This is a genomic window from Methanofastidiosum sp., from assembly GCA_035362715.1.
Lineage (GTDB): Archaea > Methanobacteriota_B > Thermococci > Methanofastidiosales > Methanofastidiosaceae > Methanofastidiosum.
Genome location: DAOSDU010000011.1, coordinates 1 through 16,989, shown reverse-complemented (window position 1 = coordinate 16,989; position 16,989 = coordinate 1). Strand labels below are relative to the sequence as shown.

The 16,989-nt window shown below is 35.5% G+C and carries 16 protein-coding genes; 7 read left to right on the top strand and 9 right to left on the bottom strand.

The genetic code is table 11. The features are described from left to right. The first annotated feature begins 114 nt into the window (after positions 1–114). From PLI06_07470 to PLI06_07455, 4 genes are all read left to right on the top strand, one after another. A complete protein-coding gene (locus PLI06_07470; GenBank protein HOI77431.1) occupies positions 115–1,347 on the top strand; it encodes an ammonium transporter in 1,233 nt (410 codons plus the stop codon). 11 nt (positions 1,348–1,358) lie between these two features. Beyond that, complete coding sequence (locus PLI06_07465; protein HOI77430.1) at positions 1,359–1,697, top strand: P-II family nitrogen regulator; 339 nt, start codon at positions 1,359–1,361, stop codon at positions 1,695–1,697. Positions 1,698–1,767: 70 nt separating this feature from the next. Next, entirely contained in the window at positions 1,768–2,133 is a 366-nt protein-coding gene (locus PLI06_07460) for a hypothetical protein (GenBank protein ID HOI77429.1), read from the top strand. Position 2,134: 1 nt separating this feature from the next. Then, a complete protein-coding gene (locus PLI06_07455) occupies positions 2,135–2,512 on the top strand; it encodes a hypothetical protein (protein ID HOI77428.1) in 378 nt (125 codons plus the stop codon). Positions 2,513–2,527: 15 nt separating this feature from the next. Here the strand turns inward: PLI06_07455 and preA are convergent, their stop codons facing one another. From preA to PLI06_07425, 6 genes are all read right to left on the bottom strand, one after another. Further along, positions 2,528–3,715: an NAD-dependent dihydropyrimidine dehydrogenase subunit PreA gene (gene preA / locus PLI06_07450; GenBank protein HOI77427.1), complete on the bottom strand. Its 1,188-nt coding sequence runs from the start codon at positions 3,713–3,715 to the stop codon at positions 2,528–2,530. Positions 3,716–3,719: 4 nt separating this feature from the next. Further along, entirely contained in the window at positions 3,720–4,796 is a 1,077-nt protein-coding gene (locus PLI06_07445) for a Coenzyme F420 hydrogenase/dehydrogenase, beta subunit C-terminal domain (GenBank protein HOI77426.1), read from the bottom strand. 210 nt (positions 4,797–5,006) lie between these two features. Further along, positions 5,007–6,479, bottom strand: coding sequence for a hypothetical protein (locus PLI06_07440; protein ID HOI77425.1), 1,473 nt, complete (start codon positions 6,477–6,479; stop codon positions 5,007–5,009). Between the two features lie 34 nt (positions 6,480–6,513). After that, positions 6,514–6,975, bottom strand: coding sequence for a hypothetical protein (locus PLI06_07435; protein ID HOI77424.1), 462 nt, complete (start codon positions 6,973–6,975; stop codon positions 6,514–6,516). After that, positions 6,975–8,123, bottom strand: a complete 1,149-nt coding sequence (locus tag PLI06_07430; GenBank protein HOI77423.1) for a nicotinate phosphoribosyltransferase — start codon at positions 8,121–8,123, stop codon at positions 6,975–6,977. Before PLI06_07430 ends, PLI06_07435 begins: the two co-directional genes overlap by 1 nt. Next, positions 8,123–9,445 carry a tRNA(Ile)(2)-agmatinylcytidine synthase gene (locus PLI06_07425; protein ID HOI77422.1) on the bottom strand — a complete coding sequence of 441 codons (1,323 nt, stop codon included), beginning with the start codon at positions 9,443–9,445 and terminating at the stop codon, positions 8,123–8,125. The genes PLI06_07430 and PLI06_07425 overlap by 1 nt, the downstream gene beginning before the upstream one ends. Before the next feature lie 51 nt (positions 9,446–9,496). Between PLI06_07425 and PLI06_07420 the strand changes: the two genes are divergently transcribed. Both PLI06_07420 and PLI06_07415 read left to right on the top strand, forming a co-directional pair. Next, complete coding sequence (locus PLI06_07420; protein ID HOI77421.1) at positions 9,497–10,465, top strand: transcriptional regulator; 969 nt, start codon at positions 9,497–9,499, stop codon at positions 10,463–10,465. A gap of 115 nt (positions 10,466–10,580) precedes the next feature. Next, positions 10,581–11,351, top strand: coding sequence for a hypothetical protein (locus tag PLI06_07415; GenBank protein HOI77420.1), 771 nt, complete (start codon positions 10,581–10,583; stop codon positions 11,349–11,351). Here the strand turns inward: PLI06_07415 and PLI06_07410 are convergent. Together PLI06_07410 and smc are read right to left on the bottom strand one after the other, a co-directional pair. Beyond that, on the bottom strand, positions 11,338–11,958 hold the full coding sequence (locus tag PLI06_07410; protein ID HOI77419.1) for a segregation/condensation protein A: 621 nt from the start codon (positions 11,956–11,958) through the stop codon (positions 11,338–11,340). The two genes, PLI06_07415 and PLI06_07410, sit on opposite strands and share 14 nt — an antisense overlap. A gap of 47 nt (positions 11,959–12,005) precedes the next feature. Next, a complete protein-coding gene (gene smc, locus PLI06_07405; protein HOI77418.1) occupies positions 12,006–15,590 on the bottom strand; it encodes a chromosome segregation protein SMC in 3,585 nt (1,194 codons plus the stop codon). 88 nt (positions 15,591–15,678) lie between these two features. On the opposite strand from smc, the gene PLI06_07400 reads away from it, so the two are divergent. Then, entirely contained in the window at positions 15,679–16,302 is a 624-nt protein-coding gene (locus tag PLI06_07400) for a phosphatidylserine decarboxylase (protein ID HOI77417.1), read from the top strand. 1 nt (position 16,303) lies between these two features. Here the strand turns inward: PLI06_07400 and iorB are convergent, their stop codons facing one another. Beyond that, on the bottom strand, positions 16,304–16,891 hold the full coding sequence (gene iorB / locus PLI06_07395; protein HOI77416.1) for an indolepyruvate ferredoxin oxidoreductase subunit beta: 588 nt from the start codon (positions 16,889–16,891) through the stop codon (positions 16,304–16,306). Positions 16,892–16,989 lie beyond the last annotated feature (98 nt).

The following is a 16,989-nucleotide window of genomic DNA, read 5'->3' as shown; positions in this document are numbered from 1 at the left end:
AATATAGCCATACTAATAAATACTGAATTTTATGTCTATATTTTATCTATATATTAAACATATGTTTAGTATATATAAAATATATTGGAGGTTTAACTAATAAGGTGATTAAAAATGTCTATGGAAATTAATTTATTAGATACTTTATGGGTGTTAATTGCCAGTTTTTTAGTATTTATAATGCACCTTGGATTTACCACAATAGAGGCAGGATTAACAAGGTCAAAAAATACTATTAGTATTATCACAAAAAATGTATTTACTATCGCCATGGGGAGCGTGGTATTCATGGTGATAGGATTTACACTCGCTTTCTCAGGAGATGGGAAGTTTATCGGTGATTTGGCCTATTTTATGATAAATGGATTAAATTCTGACCCGTGGCCAGGGCTTATGATCCCGGCAATGGCTTTCTTTTTATTCCAGGCAATGTTTGCTGCAACATCTGCCACTATAGTTAGTGGTGCTGTTGCTGAGAGGATAAAATTCAGCGCTTATGTTGTTGTTTCTATAATTCTTGTAGGCTTAGTATACCCAATAGTCGCCCACTGGATATGGGGTGGTGGATGGCTTTCATCTTTGGGCTTCCATGATTTTGCAGGGTCAACTGTTGTTCACAGCGTGGGGGGATGGACTGCTCTTGCCACAGTCATAATTTTGGGCCCAAGGTTTGGGAAGTTTGATAAGGATGGAACACCCCAAGCTATAGCGGGGCATAACATAGGCCTTGCAGCTATTGGATGCTTGCTACTTTGGTTTGGATGGTTCGGTTTTAACTCAGGAAGTGAACTTGCATTAACATCAAGAGTTCCATTAATTGCCATAACAACAAATATTGCCGCTGCTGGGGGCGGTATTGCAGCGTTGACTGTTACAAGATTTAGGGGAGGAAAACCGGATATCAGTATGTTCTTAAACGGTATACTGGCTGGACTTGTGGCAATAACTGCCCCTTGCGCAGTTGTAACTCCACATTGGGCCCTTGTAATTGGGGTACTAGCTGGGATAATAGTGGTATACGCAGTTGAATTTATCGAAGCCAAGCTTAAGATAGACGACCCCGTAGGTGCTATTTCAGTCCACGGTGTTTGTGGATTTTTTGGAACTATATGTGTTGGACTGTTTTCAAGTTCAAATGGCCTTATAACTACAGGCTCTGCATCCCAGTTGATTGTTCAATTAATTGGAGCGGGCGCAACATTTGCGCTGGTATTTGTTTCCGCACTAGTCATAGCTAAGGCTGTAGATGTGACAATAGGGCTAAGGGTGCCTGCAGAGGTAGAAATAAAAGGGCTTGACATAACTGAGTTTGGTGGAGATGCCTACCCAGACTTTCTTAAGATGTGAGGTGCTGAAAAATGAAAAAAGTTGAAGCTATAATTAGGCCAGAAAAAATTCAAGATGTTAAAGCGGCACTGGATAAACTTGGATGTATTGGGATGACTATAACTGAAGTTAAGGGGAGGGGAAAACAGGGCGGTATTACACAACAGTGGAGGGGAAGACAATATCATATTGATCTCCTTCCTAAGATAAAGATAGAACTGGTCGTCAAAACAAAATATGTGGACAAAGTCGTTAATACTATAATTGAAAGTGCAAGAACAGGAAAAACTGGAGACGGCAAGATATTCGTAAGTCCCGTGGAAAGGGTCTATCGTGTGAGAACAGGAGAGCTTGATGAAGACGCAATTTAATAATTTAATTTTTTATTTTTAATTTAGGATTAATAGTAATCTTTAAATTAAAGTATTAATGAAAATTTTCATGAGCAATGTAAAATGGCAACTGAAATGGGCAGTTATTCTAATTTTATTATCAGCTTTGATATATATATTCCACTACTTTATTTTTAGGGACGTTCACCACATCTTTCTATATCTAATAGGAGATATCGCCTTTGTATTCATTGAAGTGCTTATGGTGACTCTTGTCATCCATGAATTATTGACCATGCGGGATAAGAAAGCCATTATGGAAAAAATGAATATGGTTGTTGGTACCTTTTTTATTGAAATGGGAAGTACGCTTCTAGATCGCCTTAATGATTTTGATAAAAACTTTGATGATGTTAAGGAAAATTTTATTGACATTGATACATGGTCAAAAAAAGGAGTTTCCGGAAAGACTTGAGATGGCTAAAAAGATTAACTATGAGATTGATATTAGAAAAGGTGATTTAGAAGAACTAAAAAATTTTTTATTTGAAAAGAGAGAGTTTATGTTAAGGCTTCTAGAAAATCCCAATCTTTTAGAACATGATTCATTTACAGAACTTCTTTGGGCAGTGACACATTTGACAGAAGAACTATCATTAAGAAAAGACCTTAAAAAATGTACAGATACAGATCTAAATCATTTACAGGGTGATCTGAAAAGAGCCTATGTAATCCTAATCTATGAATGGATAGAATATATGGGACATTTAAAAAATAAGTATCCTTATCTCTTCTCTCTTGCAGTAAGAATGAATCCTTTTAATCCTAGGGCATCGATAGAAGTAAAAGAATGAAAGAAAAAAATATATTTATTTTTTATCCTTATTGATTATCATTGAAATACAGTTTTGTGGACAGACCATCTTACAGAGCCCGCAACCTACACACTTTTCATAGTCGACATCATTTAGCTTTGGATTTTTCATTGCGTCTGTAGCCCCGTCTCTGCATGCAGTGACACATCTTCTGCAATCGATGCATCTTTCAGTATCAACATCAGAATAGACTTCCTTTACATAGTCAAGCTTTTCAAGTTCTGTAATCTTTGGTAGTGTAATTCCTTTCAAGTCTGCAAGCGAGTCGTAACCATGCTCTTTCATAAAAGTTAGAATATTCTCGTTCCAACCTTTTACGATGTCAAATCCGTACCACATTGCAGCTGTTGCAAGCTGTACTGTACCTGCTCCCATCATCATGTACTCAATTACATTTTCCCAAGACTCAATTCCACCTATCCCTGAAATATTGATGCCTTCTCTTGCAATTTCTCCGACCATCCTGAGTCCTATTGGCCTTACAGCAGGTCCTGAGTAACCACCAAATCCACCCTTGCCCCATACATCAGGCAAAGGATTTCCAGTAGTAATATCAACTCCTGATAAAACTAAGACGGTATTGATTGCCGCTACTCCTTTTGCACCGCCCTTTATTGCTTCCTTTGCTATTGATGCGATGTCAGTTACGTTTGGGGTTAGTTTTGTCATGATAGGAACACTGACAGCCTCTGCTGCCGCCTTAGAAACTTCTCCGGTCAATGGGCAGTCTTGGCCTATGAATGCTCCCATAGCACTGTCTGACATGTGAGGGCATGAAACATTTAGTTCAATTATATCTGCACCCTGTGCCTCGACATCTCTAGCTAATTTTGCCCATTCGTCTAGATCTGTACCTGCCATTATACTAGCAACGATAGGAGTGCCGTGAGTTTTCTTTAGCTCTCTTAACACTTTAAACTCTTTTATCCACCAGTCAAAGACATAGGTGGAAATATGCTCTATATTTTGCATTCCAAATAGTCTGTTTCTACCTTTGACCCCTTGAAATCTTGGTTTTGGATCATGGAATTGCCTGTAAGATATAGTCTTTGTAACTCCACCGCCAAATCCAGCCTCTACAGCCCTTTTGATATGATCTGCATCCAAAGTTGGCGGGGCCGAAGAAAGGAGAATCGGACTCTTAAATTCAACACCTAAAAATTCAACACCTAAATCTACCATTAAATCACCTTCCAAACTTTAATCCATATACTTGTGGAATAATAGAATATTTAGAACCTGCAGCTCTTTTTAGGAATGAAGGATCATTTGTAATTAACGGATATGCCCTCCACTTCGAATCGGCCCTGGCAACGACAGCCTTTGAGAATATATCATTCTTAAGGCCGTATGTTATTAAGGCCGTTATCACGCCACCGTCTTGGCTATGATATGGATTTTTTGCTCTTGCTGCAACAATCTCAGGTTCTTCCTTATCCTTTAAGAGAATTTCCTTAAAGGAATGTGTTCTTGGGCATGACATATAGCAACAGCCACAGTTCGGCAGACAGCCCCTAATACTGTAAGGTCTCCCATCCTCAAGTATTTCAATATTATAACACGGACATGCAAGTGCGCATGTTCCGCATGCAACACAAAGCCCCGGTTGCAGAATTTCTTTTTCTAAATCCATAAACTCTTTTTTATGGCTCTTTTCAACAAATCCTTCTAAATTATCATCTTTTTCCAAATCTACAAAAGGAAGTTTGAATCCCTTGTCTTGAGCTAGCTTAATTGATTTTTTGGCCTGTTTGTTGTTTAAATCAATAACCTTGTTTAGTTCTTCCATTTGCACATTTGTTGAAACTTCAATAAGATCGTGATCAACTAGTTTTTTGAACAAATCTTTTGCTTCTTTTGATCTCAATATTACCGTTGACCAGCCTGTTTGTGTTCCTACACTCCCAACAGATATATCTGAAAAATCACCAGTAAAGTCAGTACACTGCCTACAGTTACCCCTTGCGTATCTTGATACTTCTTTTATCTTTCTTGACCTTACCTCTTTGTCTGTGTATGCATAGAAAACACCGCTAGAAATATTCATTTTGTTGACTTCTTCTAGGGGTAGTCCCATATCCTTTTCAACGAAAGACGGTATTGACTTTGGGGAAAAGTTTTCCTTGCAGAATACAGCTATGGTGAAAACTCTTTTTGGCCAGTGTGGATAGTCTGCGTCCCTATCTTTGTAGAATTCTTTGAACTCATTTGTCAATGCCATTATTTTCTTTACGCCGTTTATCTCGCATGGGTTTCCAACAATTACAACTTGTGCTCTGGGATCATTGGGTGTCTGAGAGATGCTAGCCTCCTTTATAATAGCTCCACTCGTTTATATCCCTCCTAATATTAAATTATTAAAAACCAAAATAGATAGAAACATGATGTCTATATGATTTTTATATTTAAATAGTTTTCGTCATATATTCATTTAAATAAATAAATAGTAAAATATATACGGATAAGATGATTATTAGCGAATAATATCCGCTTTTCTTTTAAGAGCCCGTTTTTTTCTTAGATAATACATGAATGGGTTATTAATTCTTCTGGCTGTGACCGTTTTATTTTTAACAAATGCTAAAAGCTGTTTTTTTACTTCATCTTCAGGTTCGCCAGTTTTTTGAATGATTTCATTTACAGTTCTCATCCTGTCTTTCAAAACAAGCAATATTTTTTCACCTGTAGTCTTACCTTTGATATTTTCAAGTATCTCTTTTTTTGTTAGCTCGTAAAAATACATCTTACAGAAGCCGTCGGGTTCACACAGTGTTGGTGCATTTTCCTTCACCTTGGCACATCCTGGAGGAATGTACCATTTGCTCCTCCCAAAGTTATCCAATGTAGGGTAAGCAAGGCCAAATCCAAGGTGGTAGTATATATTTAATTCCTCTTGGGGTTGATCTTCTAGTAGGGGTGGATTGCACTTGTTTGCAGCAGATAAAATCAAGGGTATGACCTCATTTATTAAAATATTAATCTGATTTTCATTGAGGGAAGGTTTTTCATCTTTTGAGAATATCTTTGTTGAGGGCAAGAGCCTTGAATAAGATAAAAAAGAAGATAAAAATAATGTGATGGCATAATTTCTGTCACCAGCACCAACACCCGATAAAGCCTTTATAACGCACGGGGGATAAACTTCAGGATTTAACTCTTCTGATTGAACTTCAATCTCCGTCAGAGAGCCCGATATCTTTGACACTTCCCTAAAAATTTCTTCATATATTGGGAGTTTCAGTTCTTTAGTTTTTTCTGCTATGCTTTTAATATAACTTAGAATTCTCTGCTCCATTTTTTTCATGTATGCATTGAGGAGTTTGCTCTTGTCTACAAGTATATATCCATTAATAATGTAGCTATCGGTGTATTGGACTAAAGTTTCTGCATCGGTCCATTTAATGAAATAGTACTCTGAAGAAAATTTGAAAAATCCAAGTTTTTCCATATCCCGTATAATCTCATCGGTGATTTTAAGATCAATTTCTTTAAGGATAGAAAACGGTTCTTCTATTATAATCCCTTTTGCTTTTTTTGCCCTAAATTCAAGTATCCTGTTTATATCCGGCATATGAAATGGTATGACTTCAATTATTTCCCTAACAGTTTTTATAATCTCGTCCTTTATTTGCTTATTATCTTTTTCAGTTATCAATGCTTCTGACAATCTTGACCTGTATACCTTTGAATTTACAGATGCAAAAAGCCTTGATTCGCTTGAGAAAGGCCTTTTTGAAAGAGCCTGACAAAAAAGATAAAATGATATAATATCTGTTGCCTCGTCTGATCCGCTAGGAAGTAGATATTTTCTATTTTTGGTATTTTCTACTTCGGTTTTAATTTTATTAATTCCAAAGTCTAAAAGGTCTTGTGATACCTCGTCAAAACTAATGCCAAGGTATCCTTTAGCCTCCTCTCGAAAAGGATTTAGAAGGAGAGGATTCATAATAACAAACTCTATTGTGATTTAAAATAGTTTTCTATGGTAAATTATAAGTTTCGATTGAAGGTGCTATCCCACCTATTTCTAAATCGCCTTTTGTGCATCTCGCTAAGAGCTCTTCTAGTTTTCCAATATCTTCCTGATTTCTAGTTCCTATTAGAACTAAAGGTTTATTCGTTGCCTCTGATGCATGTTTAATCAGTTCTCTGTATTCTTCTCTGGAGCCTCCTTTAAAGAATACAATAAGCTCGTACTTGTTAATGAACTCTGTGACTTGGGGCATAAGTTTTTTTACGCCTTTGAAATCAAGTATCTGCTCATAATCTTTTATTATTTTATCAGGATATATAAGGCCATATTTCGCACTTAATACTGCGAAATCGGCTCCGTCTCTTCTTTTATAAACAGCTTTTATCCTTGATGATTTGTAAAGATCTATTGCCGGCATCTTACCTTTGTTTTTTTTTGCACCGCAGGCAGTTGCAAGAAGTACCTTCATCAAAACTCAACTTTTTTTATCCGATCTAATACGTTAGATCTTATATCACTTACATCTTCAAAATCAATTAATATTTTTCCTTTTTTCATTAAGTTTATCTGGGCTGGTTTCATTTTTTCTCCGCATGCGCATTTTTCAGTTGCTTTGCCATAGACGACCTTTCCAGCCATACATTTTGGGCACCTAAGAACTGTTTTTTTACCGCTTAGTTTTCCTCTCTTAGTAAATGGTTTACCTTCAACTTCCACAATGTCGAGTGCAAAATCAATTGTTTTGGCATTTGAAACTGAGGTTCCCACACCAAAAGCATCTGCATCTTTAAATGACTTAAAAGATTCTTCGTCCAGTCCGCCAGAAAGAAATATTTTTACATCTTTATATCCTCTAATATCAAGCTCCCATCTGACTTCCTGTATTATCTTTGACATATTCCCTCTTCTTGAACCGGGGGTGTCGAGTCTTACACCAGCAAGATTTTTTATATTCTCTGCTGCGATCAACGCCTCTCTCTTTTCATCGCAAAAAGTATCTGCAAGCATTATTCTTGGTATGTCTCTATCTATTATCTGATCAAATAAAATAAAAGCCTCTTTTGAATCGCCAATTATTAAGGCAAGGGAATGTGGCATTGTTCCTGAAGCCTTCATTCCTATAATTTTTTCTGCCCCTATACAGGAAAACCCATCCAAGCCGCCTAGGTAAGCGGCTCTATCAATCATCGGAGCTATTGCGGGATGCATCCTTCTCACACCGAAACTTAGTATTGGTTTTTCACCTGCCATTTTTTTAAGTCTGGCAGATTTTGTTGAAATGCCTGAAGACTGGCAGAGTAAACCCAATAATGCAGTTTCAAGATCACAAAACTCCCTGTAATTTCCTTCTATTGTAAGAACAGGCTCTTGTTGATAGAAAAGTGAGCCTTCTTCAAGACCACTAACATCAATATTGTAGCCCTCAAGCAATAAAAGCGCCTCATATAATCCAGAGAGTATCCCCCATCTATAATTATTTGGGAGGCCAGAAGCTGTTACTTCAACGACGACATTTTTATTAATGTCCTTCTCTTCAAGAATCTTTTTTGTATTGATAAAGTAAAAATCAGTTGTTTTCCCTGATTTAATATCCTCTTCAGATGCTGTGTAAAACATTATATCCCTTCAAATTTCATATCAAATTTAGTATAATCAAATTTAAATCTTTCTTTTTCAAATTTTTTCTCTCTGCCATAGCGTAGAAGGGGTTTTGATAGGTGACGTTTGGCACACATTGGAACCTCATATATCCCAATTTGAATTCCCCTAGGAATTGGAACAATTGAAACTTCTCTGTTTTTTGTATGGCACTTCTTGCAGCGGTAACCTTTTTCTTTACCAATTGACTTCATCTGATTACTGCATACAGGACATATAGGTTTTTCTGTTTTATAGAATTCTGCTAACTTTGTTATCTCAATCTTTTCAAGATTAATTGTAAGCCCGTGCTCTGTTTCTAAGACACCACCATAAGCCACTATTTCATCTCCCTTGGAAAGATTTCTTACTATGTTTCTAAATCCTTTGGTAGGCTCATAAGCTGCGCATAGAATTTTTTTACTATTTGATATTTCAAAAAAGACATGACCCCCTGGAACAGTATAAGGATTCTTAGAAACAGTTCCATTAACTATGACAGATGAATATGGAAGGACTTCTTCAATATTCTTTTCTTCAAGGTGCATATCTGTACCCTGATTAGTTACAAAGAGATTTTGTTTGAAAGGCATTTCTGATTCTATCATTTTTGCAGCTTCCAATAGAAGTTCTGGAGATTCGCCTCTTAAGCCGTATAATATGGGGCAGTCCGAATGCGGTGAAATAACCATTCTCTGATTTTCAAAATCATAGCTTGAGAATATTTTAGGGGAATATTTCTTTTCTATCTCCATTGCACCATGTTCACTGACAAATTTTTTACCTCTTTTATTGTGGCTTCTATATACTATCAGTTCATAGGTGAAATCTTCCAATTGCAATGCACATGATGCAAGCGCTCCTATGAGCCCCCTACCATTCCCAATAAAATTATAATCAGCTCCAATTTTGTTTAATAATGAAATAGCCTCATCTATTGAAAGCATCTCATGAAGGGCCCTTTTGGCAAACAATTGGATCTCTGGAGTAATTGAGTTATCTTCAAGAAAAACAATTGCTGGATTTGTATTTTCTCCAGATTCCGAATACTTAGATACGATGTCAAAGGAAACAGATTTTATTTTTTCAAGAATCTTTGGGTCAGAAGTATCAGTTATAATGATTGAAACAGCTCCGTTCCCCCTTGTTTTATAGGGATTGTTTGGGTTCAAACGCAATAATTTTGGAGGTTCCCTGATAATATTTATATCAAGGTCTCTTATAGCCTCTACAATAAGTGTTCCAATGTAAGTTGTACACATTCCTTCAACTGAATCTGTATCATCAAGACCGATTATCACGAAAAAAAGGAGGGTATATATTTATATAACCTTTCTTATACCATTATTACGATGGAAAAGCAAGAACTTCTAGATAATATTGTTGAAACATTGAAAAAAGGCGGTTTCGAGGTAGCCCTTTCTAGGGTTCAATGCTCTTTTGACATTGTTGCAAGAAGAAATCTTATAGTTCTTATAATAAAGGCCTTAGTAAACCTTGATACGTTTTCTGATGAGCATGCATGGGATCTTAAAATTCTCTCAAAAGCTTTGAAAGCAACACCACTTGTAATTGGGGCAAAGACAAAATTAGGCTTAATTGAAAACGGTACTGTCTATTCAAGACACGGGACAAACTGTATCTCACTTGAAACTCTAGAAGACCTTTTCATAGAAGGCAATCCCCCCTTGATATATGCCGATAGAGGGGGATTTTTTGTAGAGGTCGACGGAAGTCTAATTAAGGAAGAAAGAGAGAAAAGAGGGATGTCTATAAGCCACCTAGCTGAACTTATAGGGGTTTCAAAAAGTTCTGTCTATGAGTTTGAAAACGTAGACAAAAGAATAAGTATTGATTCTGTTCTGAAGATAGAAAAAGAGCTGGATATAGGCATAACTAAACCGATATACATAATTAAAACTAGTGACAAAAAAGAAATTAACACTATTCAAGAAAAGCCTGTTGACGCTGCAAGGTCTGATCTTGAAAAAACTGTTTTGGGGGATCTTAGTGACAAAGGATTTAAAGTCTTTCCTACAAAGAGAACCCCTTTTAATGCTCTTTTGAAGGAGAGGGAGATTTTAATCACAGGAATATCCAATACTAAAACATACATCTTTGAAAAGAAGGCAGAGATTGTGGCAAGTATCTCCGATATTACAGAAAAAGACGCAATGTTCGTAGTAAATGCAAAGAAAGTAAAGGAAAATATTAAAGGTGTTCCCATACTTACCCAAAAAGAGATTAAATCTTCAAAGGATGTCGAAGATATTCTTGAACTTGTTCATGAAAGGAAAATTGATAACAAACGTCAGAACTAATTTTTGAACAAAAGTTTATATATTTCAAATAGTAGTTTAACAAGCGTGATGAGAAAGCTAATCTGAAAAAAGATGATGAGGCTTATGAGCTCTGAAATGCTTTGGGGTGTATTATATGAGATATAAATATTTAATAATATTTCTTTTTGTATTCTTTTTTATAGAGTTACCCCTGATATATATTTACTACTCTGGACAGGAAAAGGCAGTTAAGCAAAATATCAAACAGATAGAATTAAGTGAGAACTTTTCTGTGTCCAGAGATAACCCTAAGTATATAGCTCTGCCATTAGAAGGGAGGAAAATACATCAAATAGTATTTTCTTCTACTGGCAGAATTAATATTTCATTGACTGATCTAGAGGGTTTTTTAGTCTGGCAAAAAGAGCCCGATGATCTAAAACCTTTGGAGTATTTCTATCAGACTGATAAACTTAACTTCCCTTATGTCCCGAAGGAAACAAAAACATATTACTTAATATTTGAAACTGACCCTTTACTATCAACAAATGCTTCAGTAAATATTGAGATATATACAATGAATGTAGAAGTTACCCGAGAAGGTGTTTTAAACACCATAGAGCCTATATTACAAGGGACTTCAGTTATTACTGTCCTTCTTTTCATCCTATCAATATTGCCAAAAGGTGGACTCTCGAGAAAAAAACTTATGAAGACTTCTTTTGTTCTTTCAGAGGAAGCAAAATCTCACGATATTGCTTATTTGAAAGAGATTGCAGGATTTTCAGAAAAAGAAATCAATGTGTTTTTATTAATGCATACAAAAGGCAGGGTGACCGAAAAAGAAATTCCAAAACTTTTTGATATTCCTACCTTTTACAAGCTATACAAAATGGGATTCATTGAAAAGATTACAGAACTTTGATGAATATCTCGCCGAACATCTCTTCTTGGGTGACATCTATCTTTTTATCACTGTAAAGGAACAATATATACAGAAATATTCTTGCTATTTCTCTTGTTGTTTTCTCCTCAAGTAAATCTCTAAAATAGATAAGATCATTTATGCCTTTTAGCTCCAATAGGTGCTGGTATAACTTTTCTACCTGTTTTCTTATATCGGCCTTGATTTCATCAATCTGATAAATCTGAGGGCCCAGTTTAGCAATGATCTTTTTCTTTGGTTTTTCTCCTTCTTCCAAAGCATCGATTAGGGCTTCGAAAAGCTCTGGGAGTGTCATCTTGCCAACATTTCTTCTTCTTAAAGGTGGTTTAATATCGTCAATTTCAAATTCAGCATTTTCAATATCTTCCCAAAAGTCAAAAAATTCGTCGTCTTCTTCTTTCTTTTCATCTTCCCTCATCAATTGTTCACTTTTCATTCGCAAAAGAATGGAGGCTGTAAGTATTGTTTTGCCTGATACCCTTAGATCAAGATTTTTTAATTTTCTAATTCTGTCCAAAAATTTATTTGTAAGATCTATTATATCTATGTCCCACGGATCTATTTCCCTTGACAGGACAAGATCCATGAGAACGTCTATTGGGCCTATCTCTGGTATCAGGACATCTTCTTGGATCAGGCTAATGCCTCCGCCTGTTTAACTACTTTCTCGACTTCAAGTGAGACCATTGCTGAGAGTCCTTTCTTGTACATTGAAACTCCAAACAATCTTTCTGCTCTGGACATCATCCCTTCCCTTAAGGTAATCACAATAAACTGTGTCTTTTCAGCTTGCCTCTTTATCATTTCAGCAGTTCTCTCTACATTTGCATCATCAAGATTTGCGTCTACTTCATCAAGTATATAGAAAGGGGATGGCTTGTGACGTTGGATAGCAAATATTAAGGACAGTGCAGTAATAGCTTTTTCTCCACCGCTTAATGATACAGCGGCCTTAACATTTTTACCCAAAGGTTTAGCATCTATTATTATCCCGCCTTCAAAGGGATTGTCTTCTGTTTCAAGAAGGAGTTGTGCTGTTCCCTCTGGAGATATATCTGAGAATATATCTGAGAAGTTGGAAGCAATTTCATTAAATGTTTTGAGGAAAACTTCAGATTTTTCTTTCTCAACTTCGGCTATAAAGTTTAGAATTGCATTCTTTTCTTCTATGAGAGTGTCTCTTCTAAGTTTTAAGGTATTGTATCTACCTTCTTCTTCCTCATACTCTATAATTGCCCTCATGTTAATTGGCATTAATTTCTCTCTTTCCTTTTCCAATGACTCAATCTCAATTTTAAGTTTGTCTGGATGTTTGGAAAATTCTTGAGGTGCTTCATAGTCTGAAGCGTGTCTGGAAAATTCGACTATATCTTCCAGTATAGTCTTTTTTTCAGAAGCCCATAAATTGAGATCCGATTCTAATTTTGATATTTTCTCAATTTTGTTATCTTTCTTGATTCTCAAATCAGAAGTATCAGTTGAAAGACTCCTCTTTTTTTGATTAAATGAGGATAATTCTTTTTTTATTACAGAATCTTCTTTTTCTTTTTCTTTCAGGATTTCATTAATTTCCTTTAGGTTGTTATCTAACTCAGATATTTTTTTCAAAGCCACTTCTTCTTGAGGCTTTCTTAAATCGATTTTTTCAGAAGATTTAATATTGGATTGTTTAAGGTATTCAAGAGTTGAATTAATTGATGATATCTGTGAGGCCATCTCAGAATTTTTCTTTCGAAGATCTGTAAGGTCGATCTCAAGAGCCTCGCCCATTTCGCCGGTACTAGAATCCTCTATGCCTTTCTCAACGTTTGCCTTCTCCCCCTCAAGTTTTTCTATTTCTTTTAAGATGGGATCAATTTTAATTTTTGTATCAGAAGACAGACTCTTTTGTTTTTCAAGTTTTTTTGTCAGGTCCTCAATATTTTTTTCAAATGATAATCTTTCCTTTTGTAAGGAATTTTTCTCTTTTAAGAGTTCTTCTTTTTCTCTATTAGTTGTAGCAAGTTCAGAAGTTGACTCTGCTTTATTTATACTGAGATTTTTCAAGGTTTCTTCCAGTTTTTCTATTTCTGTTTTGAGAGATTGTTTTCTTGAATCATATTCGGATAACTTCTTCTCCAAATCTTTTAAGGAAAAGTTATCTTCTTCAATGTTAAAAGAAACAGAAAATTTCTTTCGAGTATAATAACCACCAGTTATAGCCCCTGATGATTCTACCAGATCACCATCAAGTGTTACAAGTCTTGTATTGTCAATTGTTTTAGAAACATCAATATTTTCGATTATGTAAGTTCTTCCAAATATATACTCAAACGCTTTTCTAAATTTTTCATCAAAAGATACTAATTCAATTGCAAGCCCCACTACCCCTTTTGTCTTTGGAGCATTTGCTATTCTTGGAGTAACAAGTTTATTTAAGGGTAAGAATGTTGCACGGCCAGCTTTTAGATTCTTAAGGAATTTGACGCATTCCCTTGCAACATTATCATCCTCAACAACAATATTTGTAAGCCTTGATCCTGCTGCAACTTCAAGTGCAAGACTGTATTCCTCTTTTGTAGTTCCAAGCTCTGAAATAGTTCCATAAATTCCTGGAATTAATTTATCCTTTTTCGCTTTTAAAATCTCTGCAATCGCTTTTTGTCCACCGGTGATATCGTTTTGAGCCTCTTTCTTTACGTTTATTCTGGCTTTTAAATGTTCAAATTGAGATAAAGCCTGTTTTGAATCAGACTCCACCTTCACTAACTCACTTTTTAGACCTTGATATCTTTGATTTAGGGTGGTAAGTTCATTACTGTTATTTTTTAGATTGGAGTCGTAAACTGAAGATTTTGATTCTTTTTCTTTTAATTTTTTTTCAATATCCGATAATTTATCATCTATCTTTTTGATATCTGCTGTGATTCGTTTGGTGTCTTGATCTAGAAGGGAAACAGATGCATTATAGGAATCAAGTTCTTTGTTTAGTGCAAGATAGTCTTTTCTATTCTTTTCTAGTTTTCTATCAACTTCAAGTAAACTCTCTTTAATCTTTAAAAACATCCCGTCTTTACCAGAGAGCGAATCAAGGAGTTTTCTATATTCAGCTTCCTTGCTCCTAATAGTTGATTCAACTTCAGCGCTTTCTTTTTCTAGTTTAGATTTATTTTCTAATAGTTCCTTGATTTTTTGTTCATTGTCAGAGATCTCTTTCTTTAGTTCGTCAATCTCTTTCTTTACTGAGGAAAGTTCCTTTTTTTCATATTCGATTGATTGATTAATTGAGGAAATATTTCCTTTAATTTTTTCAATTTCCCTTGTTATGTTGATACTGTCCATTTCCATTTTGCGATTGTATTCGTCATCAAGTTCTAATAGCTCTTTTTCTTTATTAGATATGTCTTGAACAATTTTAGAAACTAAAATCCGTAATTCTTCAATATCTTTCTGGCCTTTTTCGATATTTGTCTCAAGTTTTATTTTTGTATCTTCTAACTCCTTTAATTTGCTGTGATAGTAAATAGCCCATTTATTTTTTATTTCTTTATCAATCTCCTGGTATCGCTCAGCGTCCTTTTTGTCACGGAGCAACCTATCAAGACGATTTTTAACTTCAGAGATTACAAGCTCAACTCTTGTTATATTTTCTTGTGCTTTTTCAAGTTCTCTTAGCCCTTTGTCTTTTTTATCGTCAAATTCTGCAATACCAGAAATTTCTTCTATGATGCCCCTTCTCTCAACAGGGTTCATATTAATAAAGTGTGCAATATCTCCCTGCATTACAATATTATGCCCATCCGGCCTTACACCTACATAAGAAAAGATATCTAAAACATAAGACCTAGTAGCTCTTTTTCCGTTAACTCTATATTCTCCTTCTCCCTTGAGATTTACTGCTCTGGAGATGGTAACTTTTTTCTCATCAATTGGAAGTCCGCCGTCTTCATTGTTAAAAGTAATTGAAACAATTGCCTCTTCGGCTTTCTTTTCATCTTCTGTTCCGTTAAATATAAGGTCAGAGAGTCTCTCGCCCCTCATTGATTTTGCAGATATCCTACCGACAACAAAACATATTGCATCTGTTATGTTTGACTTTCCGCTTCCATTTGGCCCAACAATGCAAGTGAACCCTTTAGAAATGGGAAGTGTCAGAGTTTTATTACCATAGGATTTGAATCCTTTCATTGTGACTTTTTCTATAAATACTATGGGACCACCTCTAGGTCTAATAAACAATATTCACTATCTATAGCTTATAATAGTTTTCGTTAGTTGAACACCAATCACGATTAATTTTAAATAAATACCTATGTTTTTAACATTTGTGGTGTCCAAATTTAAGAGAAACGTAGCTATTTTTCTAAGCCTAATTATTATAGGGCTTGTTGTTATTAGCATTAATTTTTACAGGGACCCACAAAGATCTATCCCTATAGATAAAAATATTATTGTTTCTCCTGCTGATGGAAAAGTAATATCTATAGATACTGTGCAAGACGGTGAAATCCCTTTTACAATAAAAAATGGAGAAATGATTTACTTGCCAGAACTAAAAGGCATTATTGAAGGAAATTTTACAATGGTCTCCATTTTTATGGGGCTTTTTGATGTTCATGTAAACAGGACACCCATATCTGGCCAGGTGATAGATATTATTTACATTGAAGGGGGTCATCTTCCTGCTTTTGGAAATGTCCTTGTAGAGAATGAGAGAAATATAGTCGTAATTGATGGAGATATAAGGACAGTTACAGTTCAGATTGCCGGAACAGTTGCACGAAGAATTGAATGTTATGTGGATGAGGGCCAAATTTTAGAAAGGGGAGATAGAATAGGTATAATAAAACTAGGGTCGCAAGTAGTCGTTATGTATCCTTCTGAATCTTCAACAACAATAAAAATTGGGGACAATGTAAAGGCGGGAGAGACCGTAATAGCAGAAATCTAAATTACAGCAGATTCTCCATCTTTTTTCTTCCTGCCTCAAAAGCTTTCATGTTTATCTCTGCTTTTTTGGATAGCACATATACTATTGTTTCTAAAAGCGTCTCATTTTTTATTGGAGTTTCAAGAAGGGAGAGGGCTCCCATCATTACCATGTTCATTGTGACCTGATTACCTAGGCCTTTTGCAATTTCAGTTGCATTAAAATGATATACTTTACCTTTTTCAGAAAGATTAAACAATATCTCATCTATTGGGGGGTAATCACATTCCCCAAGTGATACAGAGATTGGATTTATTCTCTCGGTATTTAGTATAGTCTTTCCTCCTTTTTTTAGATAAGATATATTTCTTAAGGCTTCGAGTGGTTCAAATGCGATTATAATATCTGCTTTCTCTTGGGGGATAACAGAGCCATAGACCTCATCACCCATCCTTACATGAGAAACAACAGAACCTCCCCTTTGGGCCATGCCGTGAATCTCACCCAATCTTACCTTATGCCCGTCTTTTAATGCTGCATTTCCAAGAACGTATGAAGCGAGAATAGTTCCCTGCCCTCCTACTCCGCAGATGAGAATGTTAAATTCCATAAAAATGAGATAGATAAAAAGTATTTAAGGTTATTGAAAAGTTAGGCTGTGGGACATATTAACCTGCATTTAGATTCAAAAGATTGTGCCAGAGCGCA